Origin of the sequence: Parafrankia sp. EUN1f (genome assembly GCF_000177675.1) — a bacterium.
GTDB lineage: Bacteria > Actinomycetota > Actinomycetes > Frankiales > Frankiaceae > Parafrankia.
The window spans coordinates 1-16,417 of record NZ_ADGX01000022.1 but is presented as its reverse complement, the minus strand read 5'-3'; the positions used below and the strand labels follow the sequence as shown (position 1 = coordinate 16,417).

Below are 16,417 nucleotides of genomic sequence, written 5' to 3'. Positions count from 1 at the left end.
CGACGGGAATAAGCGTATGGATCATTTCTGGAGTGGGCTCAGCTCTGCCATCGGAGGCATTGTTACGGCAATTGTCGTATTTGCCATTCTCGCTATGTGTGGGCCCGAAATATCGAATAGCTTCAAAGAAGCTAGTTGTGCAGATCCAAAGGGCCTGGATCGCGCAGAGCAGCCAACCAGAGTTGAGGCGACATCTCAACTTCCGCCGCAAGAATCGATCTCCTATGGGCCAAATAATCTCGTTGACGGCGATACGGGAACGGCTTGGGTGGAAGGGGCTGATGGTCTAGGTGTAAAAGAGAGAATAACCTTTACCTGGACTGCGCGACAGAACATAAAGCTGATTTGCGTAGTAAATGGATACGGGAAAAGCTGGACCAGCTATACCACGAATGCAAGGCTACGTTTGGTGAATGTATCGACAAACGATGAAGATGCCGAAGAATCCGCACTATCTGAGCAAAATGAGAGCAGCTTTGCCGAATTCCAGAAATTGGAGGGCCCTCAAGGGGAAACATCGGCGATCACGATAGAAATCCTCGCGGTCCGGGCGGGGAGAGACGACAGTGAAGACGTGAAAAGGGCGAGCGATATGGCGATCAGTGAGATAGAATTCTGGGTGTCGGATTGACTAGCTTGATTGCATGCCGGGTGGCGGCATCGTTCGGATGGCCTCGGTGAGGAGCATCATCTCGAACTCTGCTACGTCGTCGCTGTCGGGCTGGTAGGTGGCCATTCGATGCTGGGCCTCGGCGAACCAGGAAGTCAGTGAAATAACATCCTGCGGGCCAATGCGACCCTTGGCCACCCCGTGTGCAGTGATGAGGTCGAATTCTTGGCGGAGCAACTCCGGTTTGGGGCGCTGTGGATTAACCCAGTCATCCACGGGTACAGGGCGAACACGGGCTGCTGCGTCGTTCCATACTAGGTTCAACGTCAGGTCAACTGTGAAGCCCTCGGGGAGTTCGGCAGGCCATAGGCGACGAATCGCGGCTCGTTGACCTGACCAAGGGGTGGCGCCAACCTTGGGGAGCATCTCGGGGAAGATGCGGCCCGCCAACGGTGCAAGAAAACCGTACAGCCACATCTGCGGATAGAGGGGGCGCCAATAGAGATCGGCTATCGTCGCGTCGACTATTCCCATCATGATTGGCCGAAGGAGCGTCGCGGCGATCGGCTCAGGGCCAAAATATCGAAAGTCGCCATCCACGGTCGCTACAACTGTGCCGGTACTTTCCAAAAGCGCAGCTTTGACCGCGTTGCCCTTGCCCTTCTCGGCTTCGATCACGCGGGCGCCAGCCGCACGGGCGAGCGTCGCAGTCTCGTCGGTGCAGTCGCTTGCCGCGACGATGACTTCACCATCCGCGCCGAGTATCTCGATCGCTCGGCGAGCCTCGCTCACGACCTCGGTGATGGTCTCGGCTTCGTTGTGGGCAGGGATGCAAATGCTGACCGGCCCGGCCCGGTAGGCCAAGGAGCGGTGCCCAACGAGTGTGAGGCCGAGGGCCGGATCGATGAAGGGCTCGTCAGCCAAGGAACGCTCCTTGCCACAGTGGGTTGCGGTCCCGATGCGGTCCGATGATGGATTCCTCGTGTGGGTCGAGCGGGATCAGCCGCGGGTCGGACCACGCGGCCTGGACGTCGGCCGGTGGTGTCTGTTCGGTCCAGAGCCCATCTTCGACCGCCGGGGCGGTACGTGTGCCCGCGCGGCCGAGGATGAGCAGCCGTACCGAGTACTCGCAGCCGTCGGGAAGCGATCCACCGGCGCTTCCCACGGCGCCGATGGCGGCAAGGTGCCTACGGACCCGACCGATCCAGGCCGCGTGGTCGGCCTGGGCGGCGGCGTACCTGTCCGGCGCGCCGCCGAGGTCGCTCGGCGGGTCGTAGAGCAGGACGCGCCGGAAGCAGAAGCCGGTCTGCTCCTTGAGCGCCCGGCGGAACAGGGCGTGGTCGAGGTCGTCCCGGACCCGTTGGTGGTCGGGATCGGTGAGCCATGGCGTTGCGACCTGCACCGTCCACACGGTCGCGGCACTCTCGACTGCGGGCAAGCTTCGCCGCCACATGTCCGGCGCGGGGGTAGGACCGGCGCTCACCGGAGGATCGCTTCGATGATGTCCAACAGTTCCTGTCGCCGTGCAGGTCGGTCGCCGAGGCGATCGGCCATGCGGGGCGACCAGGTGAGCATGACCGGCTCCGCAGGTCCGTCGATGGTCAGCGAGAAGCGGGCAAGCTGCAAGGCACCGGCGACGAGCGGCTCAGGCAGGCGATCGACGAACTCGCGGGCGTCGTCCGGCCGGTGCATCTGGAGACAGCACAGGGCCGCTAGCGTCGTCGCGGCCGGCCGGGCGTCCGGCCCGTGTAGGTCGAGGGTGCCCGGATGCCCGACGGCGGAGACCGCGGTGTCGACAGTGCGCCATAACGAGCGTTGGGTCGGGAACTGAGACAGCGCGGTCGAGAGCCAGTTCAACGCGCCGTCCGGGTCGGGCAGGCAGTCGTACGTGGCGAACATCGTGATCTGTGAGCGCAGATACCGCCGGTCGGTCGAGAAGGTCGGGTCCTGCTCGAAGCCGGCCGGTGGGGTGAAGCGGGTGTTCCGTAGACCGGCGATGACGGTCGCGCACAGCTCCAGCGCGACGGTTTGCAGCCCTCCACACGCCGCGACAACCTCGGCGGCGCGCCCGTCCTCGGTGCGGTGCCGCCGGGAACCGTCGGCACCGATCCGCCGCTCGATCTCGGTGAAGATGCATTCGTCGTTCCAGTAGTTGCCGTAGAACTTCTCACCGGTGATCACCTCAGCGAGTACGTACAGGCCACTGCCGACCCAGGACCCGCCGAACTCGCACATAGACCACAGCCACACCAACACCGCGGCAGGATCGCTCAACCCGTACGGCCACGGGTCCTCTGCCTGCCGGTAGAAGCCGGGCGGGTCGGGATCGACGAACTGAACGATCCGTAGCCGGCCCTTGGCGACCGATGAGATCACCTGTCGGGCGCTGACGTCGTCCGGCCGTTCCTGAAGCCGCTCGTGCGCGGCTTGCTGAAGCCAGCCGATCACACGGCAGACCTGGCCGAGGGTGACCGCGGCTTCGACCTCACTGACGTGATCTTCCGACGCCGCTCCGGTGCCGGTCAGCTCGGTGAGCCGGTAGCTGGAGTGCAACGCCCCGTCGATGAGATGGGGGAGCGCGACGCGTGCCGCATCGCCGGTCAGGTCGTGGTAAAGCACCGCCCGCCCGACCCGCTCGATCAGGTACGTGAGCAACGCCAACCGCCATCGGGCGACCTCGGCGTGCTCGTCGTCGCGGGCCTGCCGGGCGACCTCCGTCATGCGCTGTCCGAGGGCCGCGACGTCCGCGCTATCGATCGCGGTCTCGACCGCGCCCAAGTACCCGGCAAGCGCATGGGCCCGGTCGACCCGAACTGGCCGACCGGAGCGGGCGGCGCGCCTGAGATCCTCGGACGCAAGACGAGCAAGGAAGAGTTGTCGGCCCTCACCGGCAAGCACCCGCAGAAGCGCCTGTAGCGAGTCGATCCCCAAGATGAGCTGTGCGACGACGAGACCGAGACTGAGGTCGGCCAGGAGGCCACCCCGTCCTGTGATGTCCGCAGCCGCAGGCAGCAGCACGGAGAAGGTGCCTGTCGTGAGCCAGAGGACGAGGCCGGTCTCTTCCACCAGGTCGAGGAAGGACGGCCAGACTGTCTCAGGGTCCGCGCTGACCGCGAAGACGATGGTCTGCGCGGTCAGGAGCGCGGTGAACAGGCCCAAGCCGAGCTGCCATAAGACACCGGCCTTCGCCGCTGACACCGACTCTCCGGCTGCCCACAGCCCAACCGCACCGACTGCAGCGACCACGACCACGAGGGATCGAAGCACCAGCTTGCGCTTCGCCGACACCAGCCTCCCGCCGCATGCTCGACTCCATCACCGTCGTCAAGTGTTCCACGAGTAGTCCTCTCGTGTGCCTGAAAGGCCAGTGGTCAGGCTAGGGCCGACCGAGTTGGATACCCGGGATTCTCACCTGGACACCGGGCCGAGGGCCGGCGGCCTCGCGTGACGAATCAAAGAGATCCCTACGTCCCATCTACAAACATCCACGGCAGGCCGTAGGTCCAGGCCACAGGCCTATAGGGGTGTCGGAGTCTGTGTGCGGCTGACCTCACACTCCCATGCGTCGGACACGGTCTTGCCGCGGCCACAGCCGCCAGGCGGCCGGTTTGCCACCGATCGACCACTTCTTCACGATCGTGACCGCTTGTGATTGACTGCGTAGTCTTGCTTACATCTGCTGCGCGCTTGATCCGGTGAGTATCACCCGTTGCGACCGGGTGCGAGTCCGTCACGGTAGGGGAGGGGCCTTGATCCAGAGCCCGCATGGGGGTCTTCATGGAGCAGCTTGATCTCACTCCATCTCCCAGACTGCTGGAGGTCCTGGGAGATATTCCGTATCAGCCTTGGCAGTGCCTTGCGGAATTGATCGATAATGCCTTCGACGATTTTATCGCGGATGAAGAACGAGACCCGCAGGAACCTCCGACCGTACGCGTCACTCTCCCTAAGCCCACCACGCCAAAGGGCGATGAAATCGTATGCGTGGCCGACACCGGACGCGGTATGGGTAAAGAGGACCTGGAAAGGTCCCTGCGGGCTGGGTACACGAACAACTCACGGCATGGCAGCTTGGGGCTGTTCGGTATGGGTTTTAACATAGCCACCGCCCGACTTGGAACGCTCACCGAGGTGCGTACAACGAGGGCTGGTGACGCAGATTGGCTCGTGGCCGAAATCGATTTTCGGCGGATGGAGAAGGCCGGCAGCTTTAGCGTCCCGCTGAGCAGACAACCCAAAGCAGACATCGCCATTCACGGAACCGAAGTAACGGTACGGAGACTAAAGCCGGAAACGCGTGCCTCGCTACGCCGACAGGCAACAGGTTCTCAGATACGAGAAAAACTAGGAGACGTATACTCGTATATGCTGAGATCGTCCGATAGTGTACCGGAGCTTCCCGGGCCGGCGCTGGTAGGTCGAGGTTTCGCGCTCTACGTCAATGATAATCGTGTCAAACCGCGACTCCCGTGTGTTTGGTCGGCAAACCGGTATGTAACTTATCGAGGTGCAAACGTATCCGCAATAACTAAAATTGAGAGGACTCTTAAGCCTGCTTGGGCTTGTATGGACTGCGGTTACTGGCATCATTCGGATCCGGATTTCTGTGCTGAGTGTCAGAGTGAGAATTTGCAGCTCCGGGAGCGGCGAGTTTTTGGCTGGATAGGCTTGCAGCGCTACTTCGATACGAGCGATTTCGGCTTCGACCTATTGCGAAACGGCCGGAAAATTCGCCTGAAAGACAAATCTCTCTTTAAGTGGGAACATCCCGACACGGGACGAGAGTGGACCGAATACCCGATCGAACTTGGAGCTACCGTCGGTGGACGCTTTGTTGGCGAAATACACCTAGACCACGTTCCAGTAACATATCAAAAAAATGATTTTGAACGGGGATCTTCGGATTGGCGCACGGCCGTTGACATCGTCCGAGGCGATGGGCCGCTTCAGCCTAAAAAAGCCAAGGAAATAAACTACCCGGAGAACCACTCTCCCCTTGGCTGGTTCTTCGGAGCATTTCGTGATATCAAACCGGGACAGCGTAATCTAATTCCGGGCGACGGCGCGCGAGCGCTGCACGAGACCGCCCGGGAATGGGGCCGGGATTTCCATAAAGGACTGCCGGAGTATCGGACTGATGCCCGATGGTTTGAAGCTGCAGTCGACCACGATGAAGTAAGAGTAGGCCAGCGGCCGTCGAGAAAGAGTACGGCGGCGGGAACTAGCCGTCCCAACGTTAGTTCACCGGACCCCCAAGATGACATCCTGGCTATTACAGGACTATCGCTGACTGGGGCATCTTCTTCTACCTCTCCGAGCGGTCCTGGTCCTATTACGCGCCAGGAAACCGATGAGGAAAGATTTGATCGATACCGCGCATCAGCCAGACGCCTCCTTGACCTGTGCCATGAAGTGGCGTTGCCGAACCTTGGCCGTCGGGAGGTCGTTGTCTACGAGACTTCGGAGCCTCTCAAGGACGGAAACGGCCGTGAGACCCCGACCTTGGCCCGCAGCCCAAGAGGTAACAAAATAGAGATCTTTGTTGATGGCCGCCACCCAGTCTTCAAGGAATGCGGGCGAGACCCGCGAGATTACGCCATTATGCAGCTGGCGGAAACAATGCGCACCCAAGCTAGAACGACCGAACCGCTCGCCTATGTCGCTGCGGATATCATAAGCCGCCTACCCGATCAGCGCTTTACCGACTCGGCACTGCGGCAACGTATCGAAGGTCTACTGCAGAGGACCCGCGAAGCACTAACATCGGTAGTCGCCGTTCGCGAGCATGCGATTGCTCTATGGAATTGCTTGCCGATCTCGGAGAAAGAATATGCCGAGCGGAATGCTGAGGCTACCGAATCAAGCTTGGTATGGTCCGAGGCCACAACCGATGGTCGATTTATCGCACATCTAGGGCCAGGCGGAGTTGCAGCTATCATCAGAAGCCGGCCGGACCTAGTGCTAGACGGAGTTGTCTTCACTACGACCTGGTCAACTTGGCCGAGCCATGATGCCAAAGCGCGGCAAGTCGAGCGACTCGCAAGACGCTTTGAATCGTTGGCTGAGTTTGTGGTCAATACCGATGCAAAAGGCCGACTCGACCTCTCGTTGACTCGGCTCACGCTAGACATGCTTGATCAAGAACTCAGGTCGGAGGATCTGCAGTGAGATCTTCCTTCGTAGACCCGCTTTTCCTAAAAGAGGTCGGCCCGATCGCCTTCACCCGTCAGGTAGAGCGAGTACTACTCCACCTCGGATTTACGGATGTTACGAACATCGATGGCTCTTATGATCAAGGCGGCGATATTCTTGCCCGTCGTAACGGAGAGCGATGGGTGTTCCAGACGAAATGGAAATCTACGGCCTCGGTTGGCGCCGCCTCGGTTGACGAGGTTGTTAAAGCGAAGGATTACTACAGCGCCGATCGCGCTGCGGTTGTCACGAACTCTCGTTTCGGCCCGTCGGTGCTTCGTCGGCGAGACGAACTTCTGCGTGTTGGAATACGTGTCGAACTTTGGTCCGGTAAAGAACTCGTTCAGCTCTACGGGGAGGAGCGAGCTTTTCTAAACCGGTTGCCTGAGCGTCCGCTCCGTCCATACCAGTCGGAGGCATTTCAGCGGGTCACAGACGCGCTAGACGAACATCAGCGAGCGTTGCTGGTACTTGCGACCGGCCTTGGAAAGACTGTGATCGGTGGCGAAGTCATCGCCCGCCACCTAAGCCGACATGCGGCGGGCCGGATACTTGTTGTTGCCCACACCAAAGAGCTCGTCGAGCAGCTTGAGCGGGCTCTTTGGTTTCATATCAGCAAAGGTACCCGAACCCAGCTTCTGACTGGCGATCACCGACCAGATGACCTTCGGGGCATTACCTGCGCGACGGTCTTTAGCGCGCTGTCATACGTACGAAGTGGGTATCGGCCTGATCTCGTTGTGGTCGATGAAGCTCACCATGTCGCCGAGAATGGGTATTTCGCAGAACTGCTCGACCTGTTGTCAGATGTGCCCCAGCTGGGTGTTACAGCAACTCCCTGGCGGGGCGATCGCTATGATATTAGACACCGCTTTGGTGAGCCGGTATACACTCTCGGTATCGAAGATGGGATGCGTCTCGGTTTTCTGGCCGAGGTTCGCTATCGATTGTTTGCGGACAATATCGATTGGGATTTTGTGCGTGCCGCTAGCCGGAATAACTACGCGATTAAGGATCTGAACGCACGCCTCTTTGTTGCCGAACGTGATGAAGCGATTCGCGACAGACTTATTGAAGCTTACGAGCGAACACCCGATCCGCGCATAGTCGTGTTTTGTCGAACTATTGAGCATGCCGAACGGATGGCGATACTCCTAGATCAAGTTCCCCAGTGGAAGGGTGCTGAGGCAGTCCATGCAGAGCTGCACCGGAGGGAACGACAGCTTCGTCTGATGCGCTTCCGCGCTGGTGACACGCCGATCATCACGGCGGTCGATATCCTAAATGAAGGCGTGGATGTTCCCGACGTGAATATTATTTGTTTCGCTCGCGTGACGCATAGCCGTCGTATCTTCGTCCAGCAGCTAGGCCGAGGGCTTCGGCTACGTCAAGGGAAAAGTCACGTCGAAGCATTGGATTTCGTCAGTGATATTCGGCGCATTGCTGCGGTACTCAATCTACGGGAGCGGGTTTCTGCTGACGAAGTAGAAACCCTAAGACTATCGAATACGGGCACTCGGTTCGAATTCAGTGATCGTGCTGTCGAGAATCTGATGCAGGAATGGATCAAGGATGCGGCGAGCCTGGAGACTGCGCTGGATGAGGCAAAACTCCAGTTCCCCGACCCCAACGTTTTTTCGGACTAGAACACATGAGTGATCTTCCGGACGCCGTGCGCCGCCAGCTTATCACTGAGATCTATCGTAGAGCTGACGAGCTGGATTGGGACGGCCTAACGCAGGTGGATCGCTCGGCTACCTATAACAGGTGGCTTGATGATCCAACGATCGGAGAGGTTCTCGCACAGTTCGTTCCACGCGAACGGGCAAGGCTATGGATCAAAGATGTGCCGATGAAGAACTACGACCGCGCACGGCATGGTATCGGCCCCTATGCTCAGTTCGCTACGCGGAGGCTTCCTGGACCCGACTATCTTGTACATCAGGAATTTGGTCCCGAGTGGTCAATCAACACGAAATCGCTGCGAGAAAAACCAAGTCGATGTCTGATCACCGACGGGCGGACTCGGAAGCTTCTGATCTGGGGTAACCCAAGTAACTTTCGGGCTTTGATATGGGCTGGGCTGAACGCCAGGATCGATGGCGGACCGACACCCGTGATCGTTGTTTCCGTTCGCCAAGGCCAGAGGCTGACCGAAGGAGAGATCGCACGCCACGTCCTCCTAGGCGGGCAGGCTGGAATTGAGGTACGGCATACAGTCATCCGAGAGCTCCCGCGAATGAGTGGAGAGTGACTATGCGTGATCCTCAAATAACCAGCAAGATTATGTCGTCTGTCAAGTCCCGGGACACGCGGCCCGAAATGGTGCTTCGTAGTGCGCTCTGGCATCGCGGCCTCCGGTTCCGTGTTAGATACCGCGTTACGGGCCGCCCTGATATTGTTTTTCCTGGTCCCCGCGTAGCCGTGTTTGTTGACGGCGATTTTTGGCATGGCAATTCCTGGCGTGTGCGCGGCATGTCTTCTTTTGAAGCACAGTTTGAGCGAATGAATAATGCGGAATTTTGGCGGGCAAAGATTATTGGAAATATGCTTCGTGACGAGCGTGTTGCGCAGGATCTGGCAGACGCGGATTGGACCGTTTATAGAGTCTTCGAGTCGCGGCTGAAGACAGATCTTGCCAGCGTAGTTGACGAAATCGAGCAGCTTGTACGTTCCAAAGCTGCGTCACGTCGGCGACAGTCGACCACGTCGCCGGAGGAATCAAATGGGATATTGGTTGATGGGTCAGGTGAGGGAAAATGCCGCGATCAGTAGAACTTTTCGCGGGTGGCGGGGGCATGGCACTGGGTATGCGGGACGCTGGATTCGAGCATGAGCAGCTCATTGAGCGGGAGCCTAGGCCAGTCCATGTACTACTAGCGAATGCGGCGCGGAACCCGTGGCTGTGGAAAGCTGAAAGCGTAGTGGAGGCCGACGTCCTCGATTGGCTTGAGGATGTCGAGAACCTGGAGCTGGACGACATCGACCTAGTTGCGGGTGGTCCACCTTGTCAGCCGTTTTCTATTAGCGGTGCTCATGCTGGTCACAATGATGTCCGTAATATGTTTCCGTCTGCGATAGAGACAGTCCGTCGCCTACGCCCGAAATTGTTTGTTTTCGAAAACGTACCTGGGCTCCTGCGGCCCAGCTTTCTCCCATACTACAATTACATTTCTGACCAGCTTGCGATCCCGGAGGTTACTCCGCGAGATGGCGAGTCTTGGATGGAGCACCATGCCAGAGTACGGCGGTCGCATTCGGATGGCCTTCGCTATCATGTATACAGACAGCTGGTGAACGCCGCAGACCTGGGAGTCGGGCAGGAGCGGCGGAGAGTTTTTCTTGTCGGTATGCGATGGGATATCAGAGGTGCGGATTCATGGTCGGAGATTTCTCCCACGCATAGCCGGGACTCTCTTCTTCGGGATCAATGGATTACTGGCGAGTACTGGGAGCGACACAGATTAGCGCCGGAAGGCGAGAGTCCTGTAAGACTCGCGAGTAGAATAGCGGCTCTTCGTCAGGAGAAGCTAGAATTTTCCTCTCTGCCAGCGTGGAAAACTACTCGTGAAGTGCTCCTGGGTCTTCCTGATCCAATCGATGACAAGGAGCATCCTAAGGTTCTCAACCATAAAGGCATTCCTGGGGCGAGAACATACAAGGGGCATACGGGGGGTCTCTTCGATTGGCCAGCTAAGACCCTGAAGGCTGGTGTTCATGGTGTCTGTGGTGGAGAGGCAATGATTCGTTTCCGTGATGGATCGCTTCGTTACCTAACTATTCGGGAGAGTGCCCGAGTACAGTCATTTCCGGATGATTACGAGGTTCCTGGTACGCGGACTGCTGCCATGCGCGTCCTTGGAAATGCGGTCGCGGTTGACGTCGCTGCCGCCATTGGGTCCGCCCTCCGCGCCCACACCGGATTGTGATCGCGGTGTTTAACTGATCCATGGGTCGAGTCGTCATTCCGAATTCGGGAGTGTTATCGGGTACATAGTCTTGATTATTCGGGCTTTGGGTGGGTGTGATGGCGGCTATGGCGGACATCATGTATCCAGCTCTTCAAGAATTGCTGCCGCTCCGGTCTCGGCGACCTTGCGGCCGAAGTAGCGGTCTTGGGTCAGGCTGACTTGGCGGTGGCCGAGTTGGTCGGCGGCGGCGCGGGCAGTCAGTCCGGCGCTGTCCATCGCTGAGGCGACGGACTTGCGGCCGACGATGTGGGAGGTTGCCCACTCCATACCGACGGCCTTGAAGGCGTCGCGTAGGTCGGCCTGCGTGTTCGATGGGTCGCGTAGTCCGCCGAGCTGAGCGGGGAAGACCGTCACGTCGTCCGGCTGGTTGTCGAAGCGCTGCTTCAGCGTCCGGATCATCCAGGACGGGAGTTGCAGGCGGCGGTGGCCGGCCTTGGTCTTGGGCTTCGGCTTGTTGAACAGTCCTTGGCCCTTGATCCGTACGACGGTCGAGCGGATCTCGATCCAGCCTTCATCGAGGTTCACGGCGCCCCATGTCAGACCGGCGGCTTCGCCGATGCGGACGCCGGTGCTCATGAGGAGGTCGACGAACTCGGGGATGTCGCGCCCGACGGCCTTCGGGTCGTTCCGGAGTGCGACGCGTAGCTCTCGGAGCTGGTCGAGGGTGAGGGCCCGCGGCTGTTCCTTGGGGGTGGCCTCGGCGATCGGTCCGGCGTCGCGTACGACGTTGCGGTCAAGGGCGTCGTGACGGGCCGCGAGACCGCACATGCCGGAGAGGACGGCGCGGGTCTGCTTGGCGGCGGCCGGTCCGTGCTTCTCGGCGATGATGGACAGGAAGCGGTCGACGACGCCGACCGTCAGCTCTCGGATGCGCAGTTCGCCGAGGCCAGGGATCACGGACTTGTCGAGCCGCGTCCGGTAGGCGGCGGTGGTGTTGGGGGAGCGGTCCTGCCGCTGGACGGACTCGAACCACGCCTCGGCGAGAACGGCGACCTTCGCTTCGGCGGTGATGGCGCCGGTGCCGATGTCGACGCGGGCGCGGTCCCGTAGGGCCGTGCGTAGGGCTTGCTCGGCGGCGCCCTTGGTCTTGGCGTGGCGTTCGACGAGCCGCGTGCGGCCGTCGAAGTCGCGGTACCGGGCGCGTGCGCGGTAGCCGTCGCCGTACTTCGCCGTGTACAGGTTGCCGTAGGTCCCGAGGTTCAGTGAGGGCCTGGCCACGAGGTCACCGCCGTCCGTTCTGGGCGCTTCGCCGGTGTCTCTGACGGTACCGTGAGCCCCACGGAAACCCCACGGAAATCAAGAAGAATCTTGCTAGATGATGAAGGTCGCTGGCTCCTGTTCGGGAGCAAAGTTCCCTAGTGGCAACGGGTTTCGGGGGTCTATGACGGACGCCGATAGATGATCAATAGTAATCCGTCGGTCGTGGGTTCGAGCCCCACCCGCCCCACCAACCTATTGATCACGGCGCTGACCTGCGGTGATGCGGTTTACGATCTATCTCGTTCAACATCGGCTACCAGATTGGTGCAGGTCAGGCGCCGACGCCCGGTTCGAGCCCCGGACGGACGACCACCTTTTCTGTCGCGCGAACCGCACGGTTTGCGCTCCGGCTGTGACGCTTCGGCTCGAACAGCAAGGGATTGCCGACCGCGTCCGCCGGCGGCAGGCTTGCCGCCGGGGGGCAGCATCGGCGCGGGTGGCAACGGGATAGCAGCCACTTGGCTACCTATCCACGGCGCCATCCCGACACGGATACTCCTCATCGTCGAAGGCCGTTTCGCCGCCGCTCTGGCGGTATGTGGGTGCTGTCGAAGCTGTGGGACGGCACGGATGTGACGACCCTGCCCACGGCCTCGACGAGGGTCTGGGTGACGACGGTGACGGTGAGCTGGTCGGGGAGGGCGAGGGCGAGCACGACGAGGGAGTTGCGGGTAGCGCCGATGAACACGACAGCGTGGCCGGCGGGCATGTCGTGCTCGGCGAAGAGCCGGTCGTAGATCCTCTCACCCGGTGCCGTTGCTTGCGCGCTGCGTCCCGGTCCGCGCGCAAAATGGCGTCGATGACCGCCTTGAAGTCGTCCAGCTTCGACGCCCGCGGTGGCTCGCTCTTCGCGGCGTCGGCCACGCCGATGCCAGAGCCGCGCGGACCGTGCGCCGGCTGACGGCGTATTTTGCCGGCCATCGCTCGCACCGACATCCCCGCGCGAGTCCCGGCGGATCGCCGCGAACAGATCAACCTTCGACATCAGGGGCATCGGCGGGCTCCCGTCCGGACCCGCTGATGCTCCCACCGCCCGAGGTGGGTCCGGAACTCGTGAACATCGAATCCACCCGATCGAGGTGGAATCCGAAATCGCGAACAAAACGCAGGCCAACACCCGCAACCGCTGCGCCGGTGGAGCTGGAGGGGCGGCCTGAGTTCGGGCGGCCGGGATGTGCCAGTCCTGCTGCGCTGTCCACTGTTCGAGGGTTGTCGTGGTCAGGCCGTAGCGGGCGGCGTGGTGGGGGCGTGCGGGGTAGCCGACACGGTCGTTCCAGATCTGGCTGTCCGCCGAGGGTGCACCAATACGCAGCGCCTGCTGCTCCCAGGAGACGAATACGGCGGTGATCTCGCGGCCGGAGAGAGTGTCTGCGATGTCGGTGTGCGTCAGCGCATCGCCGGCGAATTCGATCTCTGCTTCGTGGAACTTGTCGGGCTCGGCCACGGCGGCGGCAACAGCTGCTCCGAAGTCGTCCGCGCAGATGAGCGCCAGCACGGTATGCGGGCTCGTGGCCGTGACCAGCTTGCCCTGAGGCAGCTCGGGGAACATGGGGTCCCGCTTGGCCGGGAGGAAGTTGTTCATGTAGAAGGCGGGCTTGAAGATGGTCCAGTGGTCGAAGCCCGCCTGCCGGATCGCGTCTTCCGCGGCCTCCTTCTCGTCCCAGTACGCCTTCAACAGGTCGGATTGCTCGATGTCCGGGTGCTGGCTGCGCCACCCGGTCGCGGACACGGACGTGTGGATGATCTGAGTGACGCCGGCTCGCTTGGCGGCGGTGGCGATGTTGCGGGCCTGGCGCTGCTCGGCGCCGGGATCGGCCGGGTCAACGCCCGCCAATTGCACGGAGAAGACCGCGTCGTGTCCGGCGCTGGCAGCCTCCAGGGATGCGGCGTCGTTCAGGTTTCCGGTCGCGAGGGCGACGCCCCGCACGGCGAGCGCCTGAGCGGCGGCCGAAGAGGGATCACGCACGAACGCGGTCACGGGGTGTCCCGCACGCAGGAGCGCCTTGACGGCGGCGCCGCCCTGCATCCCGGTTGCCCCGGTGACCAGCACTCTCGCCTTGTTCTCGGGTGTCACAGCACGCCCTGCCTTCGGTTGATCACGTCGTAACGGTGAACGGGCACGACAACCCGTCAACTAGAGACTCTACAGTATCGAGTCAGTCATGTACCTAGTTCGGCAGCCGCTGTTTGTGATCAGTCGGGTTGGTGGCCTGGGCGTCAACAGTGGCTGGTCCTGGCGTTGGCGTGGTGGCGGCCTCGCCATCGGGACCAGTGCAGGACGTGATCGAGTGTCGCGGCTGGGAACGCCGTGATCGGGATCAGCTGGAGGGGGTGCCGCCGACCAGAGGCAGCAGCACCTGGTCCACCAGGCGAGCTATCCCCTCGGCGTCGAGAACGGCACCGAGCAGGTCCTCCTGCAGGACCAGCACCGCGACGGCTGCGGCGATCTCCAGCCGGCCCGGCGCCAGTAGACGCTCAACTCTCTGCGCAGTGAGCTCGCCGCGCTCCTGCGCGCGGCGAAGGCAGGAGACGATTCCCTCGCGCTGCCCGGCGATGTACCGCTCACGCAGCGTGTCCGCAATCTGGGGGTGGGAGGCGGTGGCGGTGGCCAGCACAGCCGAGAAGCGACGCTCGCGGGGGTGCAGGCACGCGGAACTGTGGGTCAGTGTGGCGACAAGGTCCTCGCGCAGTGTCCCGGCGGCCGCCACCCCGGCCGCCGGGACAGCAGGAAGCATGATGCTTTCCAGGGCGTCGGCGACCAGGTCCTCGCGCGAGGCCCACCGACGGTAGACGGTGGCCTTGGCCACCCCCGCGCGCGCGGCCACCGCACCCATGGTGAGATCCGCGTACCCGCTCTCCACAATCAGGTCCAAGACCGCATTGATGATGCGAGCATTCCGCGTCTCGTCACGGGCAGGCCCGAAGGCGCCACCGGGACGCTGGCGTCCAGCGGGGCGGGTCGGCCTGGTCATACGCGCGACGGTACTGCATCCACTTCCCATCGTCCCCAGCCGAGCGCTGGGCGCCGAGGTGGAACGGCACCCGCGAGCTAGCCTCAGCCCTCTCGGTCTACGGGTATCGGGCATCTTCGGCCGAGCCGAGCTGGTCGACCACGAGCCTGGAGCTGGATTCTGGAAGCGACGTGCTCGTCCTCACCAGCGAGAAGTTCGACCTCCCGCTTCGCCATGACGACACCGTCGCGGACCATCTCGTTCTCCTCGTCACCGACGAGGGCCACCTGCTCGGTGCCGAGGGACCGCGCGTTCTCCGTCTGGAGCTGCTGCCGACCTGGGGGAAGCAGCGCATTCCCGCCGCCCAGCAACTATTGCTGTCCGCCGTCCTATCCAACGGCGAGGACATCGCTGGCTGGCTCGACCCGGTTGGCAGCCACCTTGCCGACGTCGAGTGGATGCCCTCCGGCCTACGGCTCGGGGTCTTCATCTGGCGAGGGAAGGCGGCTGCATGGCAACGAGGCTTCGTGCAGTATCGGTCCGCGGAGATCGATGAGGGCCTTTTCCTTTCCGCATGTGCTGGTCCGCCGTAAGGCGCGTACGAAGTCCACCCTGATGGCAGGGACGGAGACTCCAGCTGCTCTCCGCGGAGCTGGGAGTAGAAGTGCCCTTGCCTCTGCCCGTGACCTGCATCGGCGTGATGGCGAAGTACGGCGTCGGCACACCGGCGGAGTGCCTTGCCGCCAGCCTCGGTGTGACGGTCCTCGCGGCCGCTGTCACCCGCCGGACGTAACCCTCCGCCCTGCCCGCCTTCAGGCAGATCTGCCGGCGTGACCCCGGCCGGGCGCAGCACCCGCGCCACCTCGGCCCGGCTGGGTGGTGCGCGGGGGCCGGCCCCGGTCGCCTGGGCGCCGGTTTCACGGGCTGCCGCGCCGGAACCGTATTCTCAGGTGTGACCGAGTCCGAAGACCAGCCGACGTTCCATGATCTCGGGCTTGGTACCGCAGTCCTGCGAGCCCTCACCGAACTCGGCTACGAGGTGCCGTCGCCGATCCAGGTGGGCACGATCCCTGCCCTGCTCGAGGGCCGTGACGTCGTCGGCCTCGCCCAGACCGGGACCGGCAAGACCGCCGCGTTCGCTCTCCCGATCCTGTCCAGGATCGACGTGCGCAGCACCTCCACCCAGGCGCTTGTGCTCGCTCCGACCCGGGAACTGGTCCTGCAGGTCGCCGAGGCGTTCGGCCGGTATGCCCACCACCTGCCCGGCCTGCATGTGCTGCCGGTCTACGGAGGGCAGGCCTATGCTCCGCAGCTGGCCGGGATCCGCCGCGGCGCGCAGGTCGTCGTCGGCACTCCCGGGCGGGTTATCGACCACCTGGAACGCGGGACGCTCGATCTGGGCGGCCTGCGCATGCTGGTCCTCGACGAGGCCG

The 16,417-nt window shown here is 62.1% G+C and carries 15 protein-coding genes; 9 read left to right on the top strand and 6 right to left on the bottom strand.

Going from position 1 to position 16,417, the window contains the following annotated elements:
• Window positions 1-16 precede the first annotated feature (16 nt).
• A complete protein-coding gene (locus FREUN1FDRAFT_RS43625; RefSeq protein ID WP_157474529.1) occupies window positions 17-631 on the top strand; it encodes a hypothetical protein in 615 nt (204 codons plus the stop codon).
• Here the strand turns inward: FREUN1FDRAFT_RS43625 and FREUN1FDRAFT_RS09090 are convergent, their stop codons facing one another.
• From FREUN1FDRAFT_RS09090 to FREUN1FDRAFT_RS09080, 3 genes are read right to left on the bottom strand one after another with little or no spacing between them, the layout of a single operon-like run.
• The gene (locus FREUN1FDRAFT_RS09090) at window positions 632-1,534 is read right to left on the bottom strand and encodes a glycosyltransferase (RefSeq protein WP_006539710.1); all 903 of its coding nucleotides are present in this window, start codon (window positions 1,532-1,534) and stop codon (window positions 632-634) included. It lies immediately after the preceding gene.
• On the bottom strand, window positions 1,527-2,048 hold the full coding sequence (locus tag FREUN1FDRAFT_RS09085; RefSeq protein ID WP_232295114.1) for a hypothetical protein: 522 nt from the start codon (window positions 2,046-2,048) through the stop codon (window positions 1,527-1,529). The genes FREUN1FDRAFT_RS09090 and FREUN1FDRAFT_RS09085 overlap by 8 nt, the downstream gene beginning before the upstream one ends.
• 41 nt (window positions 2,049-2,089) lie before the next feature.
• Window positions 2,090-3,808, bottom strand: coding sequence for a hypothetical protein (locus FREUN1FDRAFT_RS09080; protein WP_035951066.1), 1,719 nt, complete (start codon window positions 3,806-3,808; stop codon window positions 2,090-2,092).
• A gap of 579 nt (window positions 3,809-4,387) precedes the next feature.
• Here FREUN1FDRAFT_RS09080 and FREUN1FDRAFT_RS41245 point away from each other — a divergent pair.
• Genes FREUN1FDRAFT_RS41245 through FREUN1FDRAFT_RS47955 form a run of 5 tightly spaced genes read left to right on the top strand, consistent with a single transcriptional unit; the run spans window position 4,388 to window position 10,731 of the window.
• Window positions 4,388-6,778, top strand: coding sequence for an ATP-binding protein (locus FREUN1FDRAFT_RS41245; protein ID WP_006539707.1), 2,391 nt, complete (start codon window positions 4,388-4,390; stop codon window positions 6,776-6,778).
• A complete protein-coding gene (locus tag FREUN1FDRAFT_RS09070) occupies window positions 6,775-8,448 on the top strand; it encodes a DEAD/DEAH box helicase family protein (RefSeq protein ID WP_006539706.1) in 1,674 nt (557 codons plus the stop codon). The genes FREUN1FDRAFT_RS41245 and FREUN1FDRAFT_RS09070 overlap by 4 nt, the downstream gene beginning before the upstream one ends.
• Before the next feature lie 5 nt (window positions 8,449-8,453).
• A complete protein-coding gene (locus FREUN1FDRAFT_RS43620; RefSeq protein WP_157474526.1) occupies window positions 8,454-9,056 on the top strand; it encodes a hypothetical protein in 603 nt (200 codons plus the stop codon).
• 2 nt (window positions 9,057-9,058) lie between these two features.
• Entirely contained in the window at window positions 9,059-9,577 is a 519-nt protein-coding gene (locus FREUN1FDRAFT_RS41240) for a very short patch repair endonuclease (protein WP_083828629.1), read from the top strand.
• A complete protein-coding gene (locus tag FREUN1FDRAFT_RS47955) occupies window positions 9,562-10,731 on the top strand; it encodes a DNA cytosine methyltransferase (RefSeq protein ID WP_006539705.1) in 1,170 nt (389 codons plus the stop codon). Before FREUN1FDRAFT_RS41240 ends, FREUN1FDRAFT_RS47955 begins: the two co-directional genes overlap by 16 nt.
• A gap of 117 nt (window positions 10,732-10,848) precedes the next feature.
• Here FREUN1FDRAFT_RS47955 and xerC read toward each other — a convergent pair whose 3' ends face one another.
• From xerC to FREUN1FDRAFT_RS09050, 3 genes are all read right to left on the bottom strand, one after another.
• The gene (gene xerC, locus FREUN1FDRAFT_RS09060) at window positions 10,849-11,991 is read right to left on the bottom strand and encodes a tyrosine recombinase XerC (protein WP_006539704.1); all 1,143 of its coding nucleotides are present in this window, start codon (window positions 11,989-11,991) and stop codon (window positions 10,849-10,851) included.
• Between the two features lie 541 nt (window positions 11,992-12,532).
• Complete coding sequence (locus FREUN1FDRAFT_RS39610; RefSeq protein WP_006539703.1) at window positions 12,533-14,107, bottom strand: NmrA family NAD(P)-binding protein; 1,575 nt, start codon at window positions 14,105-14,107, stop codon at window positions 12,533-12,535.
• A 244-nt stretch (window positions 14,108-14,351) separates the two neighbouring features.
• Window positions 14,352-15,005, bottom strand: a complete 654-nt coding sequence (locus tag FREUN1FDRAFT_RS09050; RefSeq protein ID WP_006539702.1) for a TetR-like C-terminal domain-containing protein — start codon at window positions 15,003-15,005, stop codon at window positions 14,352-14,354.
• Between the two features lie 170 nt (window positions 15,006-15,175).
• On the opposite strand from FREUN1FDRAFT_RS09050, the gene FREUN1FDRAFT_RS09045 reads away from it, so the two are divergent.
• The 3 genes from FREUN1FDRAFT_RS09045 to FREUN1FDRAFT_RS09040 form a co-directional block, all read left to right on the top strand.
• Window positions 15,176-15,577: a hypothetical protein gene (locus FREUN1FDRAFT_RS09045; RefSeq protein ID WP_006539701.1), complete on the top strand. Its 402-nt coding sequence runs from the start codon at window positions 15,176-15,178 to the stop codon at window positions 15,575-15,577.
• A gap of 77 nt (window positions 15,578-15,654) precedes the next feature.
• Window positions 15,655-15,777 (top strand): hypothetical protein, encoded by a 123-nt coding sequence (locus FREUN1FDRAFT_RS47380; protein WP_255348206.1) that lies wholly within the window; start codon window positions 15,655-15,657, stop codon window positions 15,775-15,777.
• A gap of 159 nt (window positions 15,778-15,936) precedes the next feature.
• Window positions 15,937-16,417, top strand: a 481-nt coding sequence (locus FREUN1FDRAFT_RS09040; protein ID WP_006539699.1) for a DEAD/DEAH box helicase, incomplete at its 3' end; no start/stop codon positions are given.